Origin of the sequence: Endozoicomonas arenosclerae, assembly GCF_001562015.1 — a bacterium.
Taxonomy (GTDB): Bacteria; Pseudomonadota; Gammaproteobacteria; order Pseudomonadales; family Endozoicomonadaceae; genus Endozoicomonas_A; species Endozoicomonas_A arenosclerae.
This window is the reverse complement of the sequence record NZ_LASA01000002.1, coordinates 1-18,276: the sequence shown is the minus strand read 5'-3', so window position 1 is coordinate 18,276 and position 18,276 is coordinate 1. Positions and strand designations below refer to the sequence as shown.

General features: G+C 46.9%; 15 protein-coding genes and 1 pseudogene. 6 read left to right on the top strand and 10 right to left on the bottom strand.

Going from position 1 to position 18,276, the window contains the following annotated elements; all coding sequences use genetic code 11:
• Window positions 1-110 precede the first annotated feature (110 nt).
• From WG89_RS00190 to WG89_RS00180, 3 genes are all read right to left on the bottom strand, one after another.
• Window positions 111-1,073, bottom strand: a complete 963-nt coding sequence (locus tag WG89_RS00190; protein ID WP_062260001.1) for a hypothetical protein — start codon at window positions 1,071-1,073, stop codon at window positions 111-113.
• Between the two features lie 168 nt (window positions 1,074-1,241).
• Window positions 1,242-2,198: an acyltransferase gene (locus WG89_RS00185; protein ID WP_062260000.1), complete on the bottom strand. Its 957-nt coding sequence runs from the start codon at window positions 2,196-2,198 to the stop codon at window positions 1,242-1,244.
• A gap of 118 nt (window positions 2,199-2,316) precedes the next feature.
• Window positions 2,317-3,087, bottom strand: a complete 771-nt coding sequence (locus tag WG89_RS00180) for a carboxylesterase family protein (RefSeq protein ID WP_079253579.1) — start codon at window positions 3,085-3,087, stop codon at window positions 2,317-2,319.
• A 208-nt stretch (window positions 3,088-3,295) separates the two neighbouring features.
• On the opposite strand from WG89_RS00180, the gene WG89_RS00175 reads away from it, so the two are divergent.
• Complete coding sequence (locus WG89_RS00175; protein WP_062259998.1) at window positions 3,296-4,843, top strand: protein kinase domain-containing protein; 1,548 nt, start codon at window positions 3,296-3,298, stop codon at window positions 4,841-4,843.
• A 62-nt stretch (window positions 4,844-4,905) separates the two neighbouring features.
• Here WG89_RS00175 and mutY read toward each other — a convergent pair whose 3' ends face one another.
• Complete coding sequence (mutY, locus tag WG89_RS00170) at window positions 4,906-5,982, bottom strand: A/G-specific adenine glycosylase (RefSeq protein ID WP_062259997.1); 1,077 nt, start codon at window positions 5,980-5,982, stop codon at window positions 4,906-4,908.
• 321 nt (window positions 5,983-6,303) lie between these two features.
• On the opposite strand from mutY, the gene WG89_RS00165 reads away from it, so the two are divergent.
• Window positions 6,304-7,275, top strand: a complete 972-nt coding sequence (locus tag WG89_RS00165) for a TDT family transporter (protein ID WP_153301324.1) — start codon at window positions 6,304-6,306, stop codon at window positions 7,273-7,275.
• Here WG89_RS00165 and WG89_RS00160 read toward each other — a convergent pair.
• The gene (locus tag WG89_RS00160) at window positions 7,272-7,541 is read right to left on the bottom strand and encodes a hypothetical protein (RefSeq protein WP_153301323.1); all 270 of its coding nucleotides are present in this window, start codon (window positions 7,539-7,541) and stop codon (window positions 7,272-7,274) included. The genes WG89_RS00165 and WG89_RS00160 overlap by 4 nt on opposite strands.
• 172 nt (window positions 7,542-7,713) lie before the next feature.
• Here WG89_RS00160 and WG89_RS00155 point away from each other — a divergent pair, with 172 nt between their 5' ends.
• Window positions 7,714-8,562, top strand: a complete 849-nt coding sequence (locus WG89_RS00155) for a magnesium transporter (protein WP_062259995.1) — start codon at window positions 7,714-7,716, stop codon at window positions 8,560-8,562.
• A 17-nt stretch (window positions 8,563-8,579) separates the two neighbouring features.
• Here WG89_RS00155 and WG89_RS00150 read toward each other — a convergent pair whose 3' ends face one another.
• From WG89_RS00150 to WG89_RS00140, 3 genes are read right to left on the bottom strand one after another with little or no spacing between them, the layout of a single operon-like run.
• Window positions 8,580-9,359: a metal ABC transporter permease gene (locus WG89_RS00150; protein WP_062259994.1), complete on the bottom strand. Its 780-nt coding sequence runs from the start codon at window positions 9,357-9,359 to the stop codon at window positions 8,580-8,582.
• Window positions 9,356-10,261 carry a metal ABC transporter substrate-binding protein gene (locus WG89_RS00145; RefSeq protein ID WP_062259993.1) on the bottom strand — a complete coding sequence of 302 codons (906 nt, stop codon included), beginning with the start codon at window positions 10,259-10,261 and terminating at the stop codon, window positions 9,356-9,358. The genes WG89_RS00150 and WG89_RS00145 overlap by 4 nt, the downstream gene beginning before the upstream one ends.
• Window positions 10,245-11,483, bottom strand: coding sequence for a hypothetical protein (locus WG89_RS00140; RefSeq protein WP_216638406.1), 1,239 nt, complete (start codon window positions 11,481-11,483; stop codon window positions 10,245-10,247). Before WG89_RS00140 ends, WG89_RS00145 begins: the two co-directional genes overlap by 17 nt.
• Before the next feature lie 245 nt (window positions 11,484-11,728).
• Between WG89_RS00140 and WG89_RS00135 the strand changes: the two genes are divergently transcribed.
• The 3 genes from WG89_RS00135 (at window position 11,729) to WG89_RS00125 (ending at window position 16,082) form a co-directional block, all read left to right on the top strand.
• Window positions 11,729-12,682, top strand: coding sequence for a glutathione S-transferase family protein (locus tag WG89_RS00135; RefSeq protein ID WP_062259991.1), 954 nt, complete (start codon window positions 11,729-11,731; stop codon window positions 12,680-12,682).
• A 240-nt stretch (window positions 12,683-12,922) separates the two neighbouring features.
• Entirely contained in the window at window positions 12,923-14,155 is a 1,233-nt protein-coding gene (locus WG89_RS00130) for an SLC13 family permease (RefSeq protein WP_062259989.1), read from the top strand.
• 202 nt (window positions 14,156-14,357) lie between these two features.
• Window positions 14,358-16,082: an ABC transporter transmembrane domain-containing protein gene (locus WG89_RS00125; protein ID WP_062259988.1), complete on the top strand. Its 1,725-nt coding sequence runs from the start codon at window positions 14,358-14,360 to the stop codon at window positions 16,080-16,082.
• 64 nt (window positions 16,083-16,146) lie between these two features.
• Here WG89_RS00125 and WG89_RS00120 read toward each other — a convergent pair whose 3' ends face one another.
• Entirely contained in the window at window positions 16,147-18,135 is a 1,989-nt protein-coding gene (locus WG89_RS00120) for a hypothetical protein (RefSeq protein ID WP_062259986.1), read from the bottom strand.
• Window positions 18,136-18,155: 20 nt separating this feature from the next.
• A pseudogene (locus WG89_RS31890) lies at window positions 18,156-18,276 on the bottom strand (IS5/IS1182 family transposase); the annotation flags it as partial.

The following is an 18,276-nucleotide window of genomic DNA, read 5'->3' as shown; positions in this document are numbered from 1 at the left end:
CAGAGGCCGGAAATACCGCCACTTCTTGTGGCAGTATTTTTACGGTCAACAATACCCGAGTATTTTACTTGGAAATTGGCTGGTATGGGAGAGCTGTTCAGGAAAGCTTTTTATAGCTCTGTTCTGCCCTTTCCTGATTCGCAGCTGGCATCATCATAGGCATAGCAAGTGACCTTACTGCCATGGTTGCAAAACGCATTACCTGCACAGTACATTTCGCCAGATTCGCTTAAGCGACATTCTGCATCACCCCTGCAGACCAAAATACCGGTTTCCCGGTTCAGAATTTCATCTTTCTTCTGGGCAGAGTAAAAGGGGCCGGTGACCTCACCCAGAGCTTTACAGACAGCCTGATCCTTTGTGTGACAGGCAACGTCTTTGCCGTGCGCACAGATGGATGTGCCTGAACAATACATGGAGCCTTTCTGGCTGAGTACGCAGATTGAGTGATCCTTGCATACCACTACGGCTGTCTCCTGTTCCTGAATTTCGGTACTGCCCGCCTGGTAAAGAGGCCGGTCTCCGGAACAGGAAATTTCACCGTAAACATCCTTCATTTCGCCTTTGCAGTCAGAAAGAGTTCGTTGGCGAGTCTGTTCCATCCTATCTCCCCAGGGGGCTTGGAAACGGCAGCTGGTGTGCATGATCTGGCCATCAGGCTCATAATTACTGATTCTGCATTCAGGCTCTTCACAGTCTTCATCTGAGCACTCTCCGGGATGAAATATTTTCCAGTCCTTATGGTCGCAAACCAGATATCCGGAGTAGCAGTGGTTTCCTGGCGTCCCCATACAAACATTCTTGTCAGGGTTGCCAACATAAAGGTTGTTGATTGAGTGTGAACATGTGGCCACATAGAAATGATTGGTTCGGTGCCAGTCACCGCCAAAATCTGGGTCACAGTCTCCCATCTGGCAGTCACATTCTGCTGTTATCAGAGTATTGTTCGTGTCGTATTTACTGTCTTTGCATGTGTGTTTGTAATTCCCGGGTGGGTCAGCAACAAGAAGACTATTGGCAAGTATCAGAACCAGAAAGAGGAAAGAACGGCTCAACGAAGCTGGAGAAAACATGATTATAACCTCGCTATAACTTTGGAGGAGTTTTCAGTGATTGGCGTTACGAAGAGAGTAGGAGTTTGTCAGGGATAAAATAGTTCAGATTTCAGGTTCAGGTATGAAGAAGCGAGAAATCGAAGCCGGAAATGACTTTCTGGCTTCGAAGTTAGAATGAGGAACTGGTTATACGACTTCGCTCTGAGATTTTGGGGCAGCTTCAACGACAGTCGACGTAACAACTCTTCCCTGGTGATGGCTCAGTTGCTGCATTAACTGATCTTTCTCTTTCCAGAGACTATTGACCCATGCCTGAAAGTCGTTGCGAAAGTCAGCGTCCTGCTGGTAGTTACGACCTGTAAAGGATTCGGGGATTGTTTGCTGATCAAAGTGGATGCTGACATTGTTAATGCGGCCACACAGGAAGTCCCAGAAGCCCAGCTGGTCTTTTTGATGATAAACAATGGTGATATTCAGAAGGGTTCTTACTTGCTCTCCCAGGGCTCCTATCACATAACTGATGCCGCCAGCGCGGGGCTTCAGCAAGTGTTTGAACGGAGACTGCTGTTTCTTGTGTTTTGTTTCGGTAAACCGGGTGCCTTCAAGATAATTGACGATTGATACCGGCATTGTTTTGAATTTTTCGCAGGCTTGCAGAGTGCTTTCCAGATCTTTACCACGCTTTTCAGGGTGCTTTTCAAGATAAGCTTTGCTGTAACGCTTCATAAAGGGAAAATCCAGAGCCCACCAACAAAGCCCGATCACTGGAACGTAGATCAGCTCCTGCTTGAGAAAGAATTTCATCAGAGGAATTTTTCTGTTCAGTAAGTGCTGCATCAGCAGGATATCAGCCCAGCTCTGGTGGTTGGCAGTAACCAGATAATAACCCTTCGGGTTCAGGCCATTCAGACCTTTAACATTGAGTTTTAAGCCCAGCAGTTTCATCCATAACGAGTTGATGGTGATCCACAATTCTGCGGTAGCATTAGCCATCTTACCCATAAAACGACGAAAGCCTTTTAAAGGGATAACCAGTTTCAAAAGAGAAAAACAGAGTAGGGGCAGGCTGAGCAACAGGGTGTTGAGCATCAGAAGAGAAAGAGTCAGAACCCCTGTGAGATATTCTTTAAATGTGCCGATCATGTTGGATTTTGCATTCTTATCATTAACTTCGGCCAGTTTAACTCGAAAGTATTTTCATCTCTAAGGGCTGGCGAAAAATAGTTGAACGGCCCGTGAAAGATTACAGGCCTGGTCACCTTTAATTTTTATGCTTCAAGAGCCACTGCCATAGTTGATCGCCCTTGAATGCTTCGCGCCAGGCTGAATCATGATTGCCCCCTTCAATTTCCGTGTAGCGCAGCAGGGCTGAGGTTCCACCTGCTCTGATGATGGCATCAACCATATTGCGGGTGAAGAGAACCGGTGTGACCTTGTCAGAGTCACCATGAAAAGCCCAGATGGGGGTTTGGGTCAGCCGCTTACCAGCATCCGGGCTGCTCGCTCCCGCTAAAGGTGCTACTGCAGCAAACAATTCGGGCATGCTTAAAGCCGCAAACCAGACTCCTGTTCCTCCCTGGGCATGACCTACCAGATAAATACGTTTCGGATCGACTTCTGAACGTTCGGCGAGCTTATCGATGAGCTTAAGCAACGCTGACAGAGCAATGGAGGATGGCACTTCCTGATAGTTGAACTCACCGGCCGGGACTTTGACCCAGTATGAATCTCTTGGAGTCTGTGGTGCCAGCACATAGGCCTTTTGCATGGATTGAATTCTTTGGCTCGTAAAGTAGTCCGGGCCAATGTTCTGTCCGGTATAGAGCTGTTTTCTATTGTCTGTGCCAGCTTCTACTGCATCGTGAAGATAGATGACTAGCGGGGCTTTCTCATCTTCAGCCAGAGAAGGAGAGTAAAGCTGATACGGGAGTATGAACCCGTCTTTCTCATAGCTGGATATAGACCAGCTGGCCATAAGGCTGTCTGGCAGCAGGATTAATAGACAGGACAAGAGAGTGGCAGAGAGGCGCATTACGATTGTACTCCATCGTAGAGAGCTCAGGGTTAAGCCATTACAGGTTAAATTTTCAGACCTGACCAGTTTTGATGCTCAGAAAGTCTCTGTTATCTACCACTAATCGCTGCTGATCCGCTCTATATTCAGCTTTTTAGTTAAGAAGCTATGCTTAATTGAAAAGAAATATATCAATGTTTTGGTGGGAAGATACTGAATGGACTCTATGGATCGAAAGGGTGCCAGTGCATTGCGACACCAGGTATCTGTTAACAAAGATGAAAATGTGGAGGCTTCGCCCAGCAAGTCTAAAAAAGGCAGGTTTGACCAGCGTGACGTGACTGATCTCTCATCTCCAGACAGTGAGCGAGAGCTCAAAGTCTCTGATGACTCTGATTATCAGTCAGGTTCAGGTTCTTCATCCCCTCGTTCTGTTTCATCGCCCGTGTCATCACCTGATTCTTCCCCGGTTCGCTCACCTTTATCATCACCTTCTGATAGCAGTTTGTCGGATAGTGACCTGAGTGATTCTGCCTATAACTCGGGCTCGGGCTCGGGCTCGAGTTCTGGCTCTGGTTCACACACATCTTCGTCAACAACCACTCCTTCGGATGAGTCTCTTTCACCGACAGAACCTTTCAAGAAAGTTCTACTGCAAAGAACCATGAGTATGAATGAGGAAGATCTACCGATCCCTCTGGAACAAATGTCTATTGGAAAACAGCTTGGCCGGGGTGCCTTTGGTAGTGTCTGCAGGTTGGAAAGCCTTGATGAAAGCTGTCCTAATCCTGGGCTGGCGATTAAGCTGCCTGAAAATGAGAAAAGAGTGGATAGTCTCAAGCACGAAGCTGAATTATTGGCAGAAATGCCTCTTAGTGAAAATGTTCTTACTCTCTATGGGGTCCACAAAATTGGCTCCTCGGAAGGTTTGATCATGGAGCTGGTAGAAGGAAAATCCCTTGATGATATTTTTAAACAGTTGAGAACCTTGTATCAGAAAGGCGAAATCAACTATAGCGACTACTGGGGAGCATCAAGGTATCTGATTAGGGAGGCGATTCAAGGATTAGTGCATCTGGAAAAGTATGGAATCGTCCATGCTGATGTAAAGCCGGATAACTTTATGCTGGATAAAAATGACTTGAGGGTGAAGGTTATTGATTTTGGCTGTTCTGGTGAGGCAGGAAAGGATGTCATGCCAGGGCACGAGCTTTATATGTCGCCGCAGGCATTGGAGTCCTTCAGGAATCCGGGGGGGACCGTTACCGCCACCAAATTGATGAACAGCTATAGTATTGGGCAAATGACATATTCTATTGGAGAATCCACTCAAGATGGTCTTGAGTACTTCACTGCTGGGGCTATCATTGGCGATTTAGGGCGAAATGAACGAGCACTGCTGGGCTACAGGCTTTACAGCCCTATGAAAGCTTATGAAAAGTATGATCGTGAAGGTGGCTGGAAGGCGATCGTACCTGTATCAGAAGAGAGTCGTCTGAATCAGGAGCACTATGACAAAGTTAATCGAATTCTGATAGATCATTATGGGATTGATTCTCTGGTGTCTGTCTGTGATCTCACATGGCGTTATGTGGCAAACTTGCCCGGATATTATAATGCTGCTGTTGAAACCGACTATGTCAGATTCGTGAATGCCCTGTTACACCCGGATCCTGAGCTTCGGATGAGCCTGGAAGATGCTCTGGAGCACAAATTCCTGGCTCGCCCTCACTCCGAAGAAGACGTCGAAGTATTAAGGAAACTGTTTGTATAAAGTGATCTTGTTTCCTATCTTCCGATATGGTTATTGAAACAGTCCCACCGTTAAATTCAGCCTTACAAACTACGTTTGATCTTATCCAGTAATTTACTCACCGGTGCAGCCAGTCCCAACTCTGAGGGCTGATCAGGTTGAAACCAGTGCCAGCGATCACCATCGGCTACGGCAGATGTATTCATCGCAAATGTTTTTACTGGGGTAATATCCAGATGATAGTGGCTGAAGGTATGACGGAAAGACTGCCATGACTCAAATTCATCAAGACTAAGACCGGTTTTTATCTCTGCGGCTTCAGTGAGATCTTCATCCATATGAATTTCCGGAAAACCCCAGAGTCCGCCCCAAATACCTGACGGTGGTCTTTTTTCCAGAAGCACCTCTCCAAACTCATTGATGACCATCAACATTCTGACGGATCGTTCCGGCTTTTCTTTTTTAGGCTTGGGCTCTGGATATCGGGTCTCTTTACCTGCAGCATGAGCCAGACAGTCTTGCTGCAACGGGCAAATCAAACAGGAAGGCTTGGTCCGTGTACAGATCATGGCACCTAAGTCCATCATTGCCTGTGTATAGTTTGCTGTTCGATGATCAGGAGTGAGCTCTTCGGCAATGCTCCAAAGTTGTTTGGCTACGGCAGACTGTCCGGGCCAGCCGGATATAGCACGGTACCGTGCCAGAACCCTTTTGACATTGCCATCAAGAATCGGAGCTCGAATCCCCATACTGATAGAAGCAATAGCGCCTGCTGTAGATAAGCCTATTCCTGGTAGCTGGGTCAATTCATCGACAGAGGGTGGAAACTCACCAGCAAACGTTTCCATGACCATCTTTGCAGCCTTGTGCAGGTTTCTGGCTCTGCTGTAATATCCCAGACCGCTCCATAGGTGAAGCACATCATCAATGTCGGCAGCGGCCAGATCAGCAACGGCAGGAAAACGTGCCATAAAGTTTTCGAAGTAGGGAATGACTGTCGCGACTTGAGTCTGCTGCAGCATGACTTCACTGATCCAGACCCGGTAAGGGTTTATGTTTTTCTGCCATGGCAGGTTTTTACGGCCATGTACGTCAAACCAGTTGAGTACTTGCTGGCTAAAGGCTTCTTGCTTGCTATCTGAAGAGCTATCTGGCGACATAAATGCTGGCTGGTTTTTCCAATTGAGCCGAGCATTTTACTATAGAAGCTGCTTTTAAACCTGACTTCACAGCGTTTTTAATGAATGGTTGTACTGTGAATGATTTTCATTATCTGTCTTTGTTCAATCCTCTTATTTTTCTATCCAGAAGTGTTTTCAGCGGAGACCATAGAGTTCTCTCGAGTATAAGTTTTATTGATCTATGTCATGTAAAAGTTTGAATTTTATTATTCTGTAAACACGCTATTTTATTTCATACCCCATTTAAATATTGCTCAGGCAGCCATGAGCGAATGAAAGACACTCTCGGTAATAAGCAAGATGAATAAGACAGAAAATCCTGGTCGCACAACTGGCTTGGTTTCAAGACTAAGCCGCGTTCCCACCCCTCTCGGAGGCCTTGCTCTGGGCATTGCCAGTCTTGGAGGTGCCTGGTCACTGATCATGCCTGATCAGTCTCAGGGGCTGAAGCTAACGGCAGCGATCATTGCCGCTATTCTGGTTTTAAAAGTACTGCTGAAGTTTATTCTGCATCCGCATTTGATCCGTGAAGACCTGTCACATCCTGTGGTCAGCAGTGTTATGCCAACCTGTGCCATGGCTATTATGGTGATTGCTTCAGCTCTTATGCCTATCTCTGAGTTTGCAGCTCGTGCGCTCTGGGTAGCAGCAGTAGTGACCCATCTGGTCTTGCTGGTGGGATTTGTAACTCACAGGGTCAAAGATTTTGATATTGAGCACATGGTACCTAGCTGGTTTGTACCTCCGGTAGGCATCATTGTTGCTGCTGTTACCAGCCCGGGCATGGGTTTTGAGTCTCTGGTCAATGTCCTGTTTATTTTTGGTCTGCTTTGCTACTTCGTAAAGCTGCCTATCATGCTGTATCGCCTGATCTTCAAAAGCACTATTCCTGATGCCGCACTGCCTACGTTTGCGATCATGGGTGCTCCAGCCAGTCTTTCTCTGGCGGGCTATCTGACTATCAGCGATAACCCTAACCTGATTCTGATCAGTATTCTGGCGCCTTTGGCTATCTTCATGACTGCCATGGTGTATATGGCTTTTATTAAACTCCTGAGACTGCCATTTTCTCCTGGCTATGCCGCTTTCACCTTCCCTATGGTGATTGGTGCGACTGCCCTGCTCAAGCTGGAAGGTAAGTTAGACGGTGTCTTGGCTGACCTCATCCATCAGCTGGGTCGCATTGAGCTCTGGGTGGCCACGGCTATTGTGACCTATGTTGCGATTCGATATATCGTATTTTATCTGAAGCCCCGCCCAAAAATGGCTTAACCTGAACAGAAACTGACTGGCTTGATCATGGTGGTAGTACGATCTTGCCAGTCTTTTTCTTCAGGAGTATGATCCTCCGCCATCAGCCATACACCCTCTATCAATTGCTTGGTTTTGGCTGTTTTCCCGTTAAAGTTATCAGGATTGCACTTATGGATACCGATCAACCTCCGAGTACGAAAGTAAGGAGTGAATTGAGCTACTAAAAAGGTATCCTGCACTCTTGTCGGAGCCATCAGAGCTCTGGCGTTCATTACACTCGTCATTTTCACTTCTTACTCACTCTGTCAGATAAAAGCCAGACGGCCTCACCGTTTTGTTTCCGAGGTTTTGCAATGAGCTTTGAGTGGGCATTAAAACTTTTCCACAAGGCTCTTACTCTGCAGTTGACTGGTTTTCAGGGGGTATCTATCTATTTGCCCATCCGGGAGGATCGCTATGGCAGCAGTAGATATGGCTGTTTTCGAACAGTCAGTAGCAAGTGAAACAGAATTTGATCTGCATCAGGTGCTGGCTTTTATGCGCCGATTGTCGTTAAAAGAAAAAACCGAACTTATTGTGGGCCTGACACTGAATCAGGCAACTGACGTTTTGTCGGAAACACCGTTTCGGGAAGTGAATGAACTCCTTGAGCAACTGGAAGAAACCGGTCATGAAGTCAGGGCAAGGCAAATCAGTATGGCCCTGGGCTTGATCAGCAGTGAAGCTGAGCCAGCCGGAGACTATCTTGATAACAGTGTTTTGTCCCATGTTCGGGAAAGAGTGGGCTGGATTGTTGGCCTGGCTCTGATGGGTATTGTATCCGGGCTCATTATTTCCAAATACGAAGACGCTATTGGCGCTCTGGTTCTTCTGGCGGTTTATATGCCTGTTGTGGCGGCGGCTGGTGGTAATACCGGTTCCCAGGCCGCCACTCTGGTGGTCAGGGCTTTAGCTACCGGTGATATTACTCTGACAGACTGGGCAAAAGTGCTCTGGAAAGAATTCAGGATTTCGTTGCTGATTGCTGGTGTTTTGGCTCTGGTGATCGTAGGGCGTGTGGTCTTGTTCAGTGGAGGTATCCCGCTGCCAAATGGCATGGATATTTACAGTGTTGGTCTGGCTATAGGTCTGGCTATCTCTGTACAGGTTGTTATTTCTACCTCTTTGGGTGGACTTTTACCGCTGGTGGCCAGAGGTTTCAGGCTTGATCCTGCGGTACTTGTCAGCCCGGTTCTGGCTTCCGTGGTGGATATCACCGGAATGCTGATTTACTTCTTCACAGTAACAAGATTGCTGGGCTTGTAACCCAGCAATCTGACGATTTATCTTCGGAAAAGTCTGAACGCCAGACAAGTAATGGCCAAGCTAACGACAATCGTCGCCCCTCCCGGCAAGTCATAAAGACTCGACAGCAAAAGTCCGATTACCAGTCCAGCCAGTCCTGCCAGATAACCCAGACCAAGGGCTTTCTTTCCTGAACGTTGATTGATGGCCAGAGCTGGCATAATCAAGGCACTGAATACCAGATAGACACCCACCATTTTGACACTGAGTGTCACCATCAGAGCAAAAGCAGGGTAGAAGAGTCGACCTGTCAAAATCTCTGGCTTGAAAAATACGCCTAAAAGAAACGCAATACTCAACAATCCAGGAATCAGCATATCTTTCCAGCTAAGCCAGAGGATATGACCGTTCAAAGCCCTTGAGATCTGCTCAGCCCCATGAGGGTCACTGGCCAACAGCAAGGTGATGGATGCAGCAGAGACTACGTAGATACAGCCAATGATCGCTTCCAGTTCTTTTTCTGCATAACGTGCCAGCAGGGCAATCAAACCCGCGCCAGCAATGGAAAAGAGGAAGGGCATGAGAATACCCAGAACCTCTGAGCCATTGTGAGCGTCATGACTGTGGCCGTGGCCATGCATCGTCGTCAGAATATGAGCAACAATTGCCCCCATGGCTGCGATCTGGGCAATGGCCAGATCCATGAAAACAATCCCGCGTTGCAGAACCTGTCTGCCCAGAATCAGATGAGTACTGAATACGATGATGCCTGCCACAAGGGCAGGCATCAGTATTGAAAGAATTTCCCATTCCATCATGAAGAAGAAGTCACCTTCAGAAGCTTTTTAATCAGATCATCATAGAGGCTGATCAGATTCTTGCTCTGCTCACTTCCACCTACTGACATGGGCAGCTCCATGGCAGGAACACCTGCTTTCTGGCTCAGCCAGTCAGCACCTTTTTTGTCCTGATACGATGCATAAACGATCGCATCAATGTGTGTCTTTTTAGACATGGACAACAAAGAGGCTAAATGCTGGCTTGAAGGGGGCAGACCCGGTTTGGGTTCCAGGTCGCCCACTACATTAACGCCTAACCATTGCAGAAAATAATCAAAGTTGCTGTGGTAGGTGACCAGATTTTTGCCTTTCAATGGTGCGGCTTCTTTTTCCCAGCGTTTGATATGGTGTTCCCAGTTTTCGGAGAACTTTTTAGCATTGGCCAGGTATTCATCCTTATTCGCAGGGTCCAGCGCAGCCATTCGCTCTGCCAGTGACTGGGCGATTTTTTCCATGCGATAAGGATCAAGGTGTAGATGAGGGTTTCCTTCCGGATGGACATCCCCCATGGTCGGATCGACCTTTTCCAGCTTGCCAATGGTGTCAACCTGATCAGCAGCAAAGAATAACCCTTGCTTTCTGGATTGAACCTTTGGGTTTGCTGATTTCATTTGCAGAGCCGGTAGCCATCCGACTTCCAGTTCTGCTCCTGAACAAACGACTATGTCAGCCTTTCTCATCTTGGAAATCAGGCCGGGTCTGGCCTGAATATGATGAGGGTCCTGTTTGGCTGTAGTGGCCGAATAGACGGTAGCTCCGGGGGCAATTTCTTCCGATAAAGCAGCCCATTCAGGTTCACAGGCAAACACAGTCAGGGCTGCCTGACCAGATACCGGCAGAGCAAGACTCGATACTAAAAACAGCTTAGAAAGTATGCGCATCGTGAGCTCCCAGTGACATGACATACTGCAGGGTTACAATGTCATTCTTGATGTTTTCAAAGCCATCGCCCGTCTGACGTGTGTACTGCAGTCTTACTGTAGAGAAATGAGAGTGGCTCCAGGACACCATGAACTCACTTTCTTTCAGCTTTTGCTCATGGAAGTGGTCGCCATGAGCTTCGTATCCCTTGAATTCACCGTAACGTGCACCCACTGCCCACTGAGGCGTCATCTGGAAAACGCTGCTCAGATAGAAGCCTTCGTTTTTCTCATTGCCCTTGATGGTGTCACTGATATCCGTTGTTTGCAGGTATTCACCGGTCAGGGTCAGGTTCTGATATTTGTAGTTACCATCAGGTGCCCACTTCCAGACAGCGTCGGCGATGTATGTGTTCTTGCCTGTGAACTTGGCATCATGGGAGTGGTTATGACCGCTTTCTTCTTCGTGTCCGTGCTCTTCATGGCCATGGTCATCATGCTCTTCATGATGTGTGGCGCTGGCACCATTGTCATTTCTCAGATAGCTCAGGCCTAACTGCCAACTGTTCTCTTCATTAAAGTCGCCACCTATTTTGGTGAATGCTGTGTAGACTCCAACGGATTTTGGATCTGCCACACCTTGAGCTCGCATTTTGTCACCACCAAATGCTTCGGTACCAATGGTCCAGAAGGTGTCTGTTGGCATGACATAGCTCAGGCGAACACCGTCGTCATAGTAATGAGAGCCAAGCATTGCACGGTATGCGGCAGGTCTTTCCACAAAGGAGTCTGAATGTGTGTGCTGACCATTCAGATAACCAATATCAGACAGGAAGCGACCTGCTCGAACGCTTAAACCACCGGGCAGGGCCAGAGTCTGGATAAAGGCTTCTTCGGTTTCGAACTCGGTTTTATTGTCGTGTTCATGCACTACGCCAGTGAACTTGCCATAGAAAAGGTCATCAATAGCAGCGCTGACACCCAGTTCAACATGGCCCAGACCAAAACCTTTTTCGTATTCGCTCAGCGCGCTGTTGGCTGATTTGTAGTGACCATCAAGGATCAGGCTGAAGTTGGGTTTGAATTCTTCAGCTTGAACCGCAGTGGACGCTGCCACCAGAGCCAAAGCTGTTGCTATACGGCTGTATGACCATCTTTTGCGAGTCGATTTCCTGCTGGTGTTTGAGTTGGAAGGCAGGGAATTGAAGTCAGTAGAAAAAGCAGGCGAGTTAACTCCAGGCACAGAAAGCTCCTTAGTGTGTGTTAAAGGACCACCGGGGATGGTGATCTAAACTTAGTTGGTCTTTGTTATTTTTGTAAATGTTATAACATAACAATTTACTCTCTCAAGCTTTTTTATTGACATCATTGATTCCCGGTCAGGCTCCAAGAATCGAAATCATCGATAGATTTGCCCTGAATTACTCACTTATCACTGGTCATTTCAGCCAATAGACTGAAGGTATTGTGAATAATGGAGGTGGAGTTATGGGCTTGCTGGTAAACGGTCAGTGGCAGGATCAGTGGTATGACACAAGCAAAACAGAAGGAAGGTTTGTCAGGCAGGACGCAGGATTTCGCCACTGGATCACTCAGGATGGCTCGTCAGGGTTCAAGGCGGAACCGGGTCGCTATCATCTTTATGTCTCTCTGGCCTGCCCCTGGGCTCACCGCACTCTGATTTTCCGAAAGCTTAAGCAGCTGGAGTCTCTGATCTCTGTTTCTGTCGTCAGCCCAGATATGCTGGAGCAGGGGTGGAGTTTTGATCAGAACACAGGTTCCACTGGTGACTCTCTTTTTCAGTCAGCCTTTATGCATGAAATCTACACCCGTGATACTCCAGACTATACCGGCAGGGTAACAGTGCCCGTACTGTGGGATAAAAAGACAGAAAGCATCGTCAGTAATGAATCATCAGAAATCATCCGGATGTTTAACTCCGAGTTCAATGAACTGACAGGTAACCATGATGATTATTACCCTCAAGAGCTCAGAGCAGAGATTGATGAGATCAATGATCTGATTTATCACACATTAAACAATGGGGTGTATAAAAGCGGCTTTGCCACGGAGCAAAGTGCTTATGAAGAAGCCTTTGGAGCCTTGTTCAGCACTCTTGAGCGGTTAGAAACAAAGCTGTCAAAGCAAAGATATTTGTGTGGTGATCGACTGACAGAGGTTGACTGGCGATTATTTACGACATTGGTTCGTTTTGATGCCGTCTATCATGGCCACTTTAAATGCAACCTGAAAAAGCTGACTGAATATCCAAACCTCTGGGGCTTTACCCGTGAGCTGTTTCAGTTTTCCGGGGTGGCTGAAACAGTGAACTTGCAGCAGATCAAGCAACACTACTATGCCAGCCATGAGAGCATTAATCCCACACGCATTGTGCCTATGGGCCCTCAAATTGACTTTATGGAACCTCATGGCCGCAGCTGAAAAGCAAAAACAATAGTTAACAAACTTTGCTTTTAAGTGACATTAATCAACAAAATCTGGCGGCTAAGAGGATAATCTTGCCGCCATCAAAAACTAAAACGATTAATGTGAAGAAGGACCATTGCGATTAATACTCTATCTCTTCCTCTGAAGCTCGCCATTATTGGTGTTTGGGCTGTAGTCAGTTACTTCCTTGGTCAGGGACTCGTTGATCAGCCGGACACCCAGCTGGGTTTGTTCATGCTGCTGTTTTTTGCCGGTTTGTGGATGACGGAAATTGTTCCTCTGCCCATCTCTGCCTTGTTGGTTCCGGTTATTGCTGCCCTGATTCAGGTGCTTGATTTTGCCAAGGGTATGTCGAACTTTTCTTCGACCATTATTTTCCTGTTCATGGGTGGTTTTACCCTGGCAGCCTTGCTGAACAATTATGGCATTGACCGTTGGCTGGCCGAGCGAGTGACCTATCTGGCCGGTGGTCGTCTATGGGTTTCTGTCATCCTGTTCTTCACTGTGGTTTCTTTCCTCTCCATGTGGATGAGTAACACTTCTACCACAGCCATGATGCTGCCAATCGCCATTGGCTTGATCGACAAACAGTACCCAAGAATGCGTACCTTTGTTGTTTTGGGTACTGCCTATGCCGCCAATATCGGAGGTCTGGCAACCGTTGTGGGTTCTCCACCCAATGGTATTGCTGCTGAAGCTCTGGACCTGGATTTTCTGACTTGGATGAAGGTCGGTCTGCCCAGCACTCTGATGCTGTTCCCTGCGGTTCTTTTCTCTATGTGGCTGATTATCCGTCCGGAAAAAGATGCCAAGGTAAATCAGAGCCGTGGTAGCGGTTTTGAAATGAACTGGAGCCCTCAGGCGAAAGGAGCCATAGCTCTGTTCCTGTTCACTGTTGTGTGCTGGATTTTTGCCAAGCCTATTGGCCAGTTCCTCGGAGTTAAAGGCTTCGATCGTCTGATTGCAGTGGCCATTACTGCTGCAGCCCCTGCGCTGGGTTTGATTGGCTGGAAAGAGCTGGAAAAGAAAATCGACTGGGGCATTCTGCTGCTGTTCGGAGGCGGTATCTGTCTGTCCATGATTCTTAAGGACACTGGTACTTCTGCGTGGTTAGCTGGAAACATCATGACTTCTCTGAGTGAGGCCCCCAGCTGGCTGCTGATACTGGCCTGTATCGCTTTCATGATCTTCCTGACTGAAATGGCATCCAATACCGGATCTGCAGCCATTCTGATCCCGGTAATGATTGCCCTGGCTGACCAGTTTAATCCAGCCATTACCTACTCACTGGTGTTTGGTGTAGGTGTGGCTGCAACTTGTGCCTTTATGTTGCCAGTAGCAACACCGCCCAATGCACTGGCATACGGTACCGGTGAAGTTAAGCAGGGTCAGATGCTGAAAGCCGGTATGGTTCTCAACATTATCAGTATCTTTGTTGTCTACTTCAGTGTTTCAGCTTTTGCGTGACCCTCTTTTATAGGTAATCACGCCCTTCCCTCGTTGCATCAAATACGGATCAACGAGGGACATATCTATACAAAGAATTAAAAATACAGTCATTTATTTCCATTGCTTATAAATTCTCCTGCCTTTAGCCTATTTGCGATCTGTTGTTGCTCCTGGTGATGGCAACGATCGTGAAATTTTTATAAAAGACAGGGATGCAGCAATGCTCACTTGGCTCTGGCACTACATTCGTCCTTACCGACTCAGGCTGATCGCAGCTCTTGTGGCACTGGTATTTACCGCGGGAATGACTTTAAGCCTGGGTCAAGGCCTGAAGCTGATGATTGACCAGGGGTTCGTCGAAGGCTCCATTGATGGGCTCTGGCGGTCTCTTCAGGTTTTTCTGGTGATGGTCATTGCCATGTCTTTAGGTGCTTACTGTCGCTTTTATCTGGTGTCGTGGCTGGGTGAACGGGTAGTAGCCGACATTCGAAAGGATCTTTACCTTCGCCTGATCAAACTCCATCCTGGTTTTTTCGATGATAACCATTCCGGTGAAATTCAGAGCCGTGTGACCACAGACACTACACTTTTGCAGTCTGTTATTGGTTCAGAAATCTCCTTTGCCCTTCGAAATTCCCTGATTTTTCTGGGCGGTCTAGCCCTGATGCTATTCAGCAACCTCAAACTTTCTCTGATGGTGCTGGTGGCAGTTCCCCTGATTATTTTTCCCCTGATCTATATTGGCCGACGGATTCGCAAGCTTTCCAGTGAAAGTCAGGAGAAAGTAGCAAACGCCGGGGCCTGGGTAGGAGAAAGCCTGCAGAATCTCAAAGTGGTTCAGGCCTTTAACCGGGAAGACCTGGTGGTCAAAAGGTTTAATGGAGCTGCAGAAACGGCTTTTGATGTTGCCATCAAAAGAATTAAAAAGCGCTCATTGCTGATTTGTCTTGTCATGCTATTGGTGCTCAGTGCCGTGGGCGGCATGCTTTACGTAGGTGGCCGTGATGTCGTCGAAGGGCATCTGAGTGGTGGTGAACTGGCAGCCTTTGTCTTCTATGCCATTATGGTGGCCGGTTCTCTGGCTGCAGTAACAGAAGTATATGGAGAACTACAGAGAGCTGCCGGAGCAGTAGATAGAATTCGTGAGCTGATGGCCTGGAAGTCTGAGATCACTGAGCCAAAAACTCCTGTAGCACCTGAAAGTGTTGGTGGTAGTTTACAGCTGAATCAGGTGACCTACGCCTACCCATCCAGACTGGATGAGCCCGCGCTTAAAGCTTTTTCCTTGAATATAAAGCCGGGTGAACGTGTCGCTTTAGTGGGCCCGTCGGGGGCTGGAAAGTCCACATTGTTCGAATTATTACTGCGTTTCCGAGACCCTGTTGCTGGTGAAGTATTACTGGATGGTGTGCCCATCCAGAAGATGAAACCGGCTCGCCTTCGTAGCCATTTTGCCCTGGTGCCTCAGCACCCGGTGCTGTTCTCAGCCAATGTCTGGGAAAACCTGAGATATGGTAATCCTGAGGCAACTGATGAAGAAGTGATCGCAGCGGCAGAAGCAGCCCACGCCGATGAGTTTATTCAGCAACTGCCACAAGGCTACAGCAGTCATCTGGGAGAAAGGGGTGTAAAACTTTCAGGGGGCCAACAGCAAAGGCTGGCGATTGCCAGAGCAATACTGCGTGACCCGGAAATACTGTTATTGGATGAAGCAACCAGCGCATTGGATGCTCAAAGTGAATTCCTGGTACAGCAAGCTCTTGATCGCCTGATGAAAGACAGAACTACTTTGATCATTGCCCACCGACTGGCAACTATTACTCATGTTGATCGTATTGCCGTATTGGATCAGGGACAGCTTATGGCAACAGGGACTCACGAGGAGTTGCTGGAAACTTCAGTCTTGTATCGTCGACTGGCAGAGTTGCAGTTTAATGCGGCTTGATTTCTAAGGTACCTGACCAGATACAGACTGGTCAGGTACCGATTGGTTAAAATGATATTTCGGATTATTTAGGAATAGCCACTAGTATGGAGTGGTTTATCTCATACTTAACAACACGTTGATTATTGATGGTTTCCACATCGTCACTGGCTGAACTAAGTGTGAAAACTAAAGCATCAGAGCCCGCTGTGCTATCTTCATCGGTACCCACATAGCCATTGACCCTGAGAGTGGATGGTTCGCCATTTTTATCGATCTTAAAGCTACCTGTTATTTTTCCATTCTCTATGGTTATTGGGATGCTATAAGTAAACGGCTCTACTCCAAACTCCATTACATCGTCGTCTGTATTGATGGTATTGTAATTCTGTCTACCTTTCAGAATAAGGCTGTTACCAGAAAAACTGACTTCGGTGGCACTGAAGTCAGCAATCTCAAGATCCGAACGTGTCAGATCACCTTCAGCTGAGTTTGTATCAGCATTAAAACTCAACCCCTTTACCAGAAAGGTCTTCTCATTCAGGCTGTCAAGAGAGGCATTTTTATCAGATCTGATGCCAATTGAAATGGAAGTAACTTTGATTGAGTCCTCTTCACCTTCATTAACTGGTTTTGTAGAGGTTCTCCAAAGTAGCTGTCCATTGCTGGAGAATTGCATCCTATCGGATGTGTCATCTTCGCTGAAATGAACACTTCCTTTGTCATTGACGAGAAATGAGCCATTCTCATTCACTGTTCTACCGATAAGGTCAGGAAGGCTCAGAGAAACATTGACAAAAGATGATGAAGCTAAAGATGCGGTTGTGGTCGCTTCATAGTTATAGTTCGTTGAAGTGTTTGAAGCAGCACTGCTGCCTGTAATTTTAAGAGATCCTGTAGCAGAAGCCACTATCAGGTGAGGCTTTTGCTCGTCTGTATTTTCAAAGTCAGCCGAGAGGCCAAGCTCAACGAAACCATAGCTGTCAGAGATATTTCCATTAAATGCACTGGGGTCTTTGTTCAGGAATACTAATGACTTTTCAATTTCAGTATCAAAAAAACTATTAAAATCTAGGTTTCCATTTACCAGTGGGTATTGTAGCTCTGGCCTTCCCAAAATGCCTATATAAGCCTCGGCAACAACTGGATATAGAGTAAACACAGAAGGAACGTAGATTTCTATTGAATTTACCGGGCCGTCAGGATCGTTAAAGCCTCTCTTTTCTTCTCTGATTTCAGGTATGAAAAGCGTTAGAGTGCCATCAGAATTTAATCTGAAGTCATCAAGCTTGGTAGCAGCTCGTTCAGAAAGGCTTCGACCACCATACAATCCACGATCTCTCATATAAATGGAATTACCAAATGAGTCTGTTTCTCCTAGTAGCATACTGAGTTCATTACTTTCAAACTGGATATCAGAAGACTGACTATTGGCGTTTTCAAAAGTGAAAAGACTTCTATCAAATCCCGCACCGGTAAACAGGGAAAAGCTTGATAAACTGTATTGTCCGGCTGTACTGCTCATTTCATCAAGCGTTGCTGGCTCTTTATAAGCTTCGAATAACTTCTCTAGAAAGAAGTTTCTGAATTCTCTTTCCGATTGAAGAAGGTAGTTCTCCAGGCTGTCAGAGAGATTAGCCAGGTTGTCCATTTGTTCCCGGTCCATACTGTCGATAAGGCTATTTACTTCATCAAGAGTAAGGTCGTTCAGGGAGTCAAGTTCTTCAAGTAATAGTCTGCTAGAGATTGTAGATGCAGCATCTAGACGTATATTTGTATCGATTCCTGGCGCAAACATAGCATTACCAGGTAAAAGGCTGCTGGTTTCCAAATTGACGGTTTGCCCAGGCAGTTGAGCTATAAAAAGAAGGTCTAGACGAGGAGCACTCAAAAGTGAAACTTCGTAAACGCCATTTCCAATAGAGACTACAGTGATGTTTAGAATTTCGGTAATAATACCGCCTTCACTAAGGAACCTGCGAATAACCTCTAATTTACTTCCCTTCTTGAATCGAGTTCGAAGTAGGACTGAAATCAGAGGTCTCAACCCCTTATTTGTATGATATTTAGCCACTTTCGTGACTTCAGGGCGGACTAACCCTGTGCCCGGATCATTTGATCCAGTCGAACAATATTCGCCAGGGCAAATAAAGTAGACAGTTTATTGTCATTCTTCTTCAAACCTCGATACCTGGCTTTTATAAATCCAAATTGA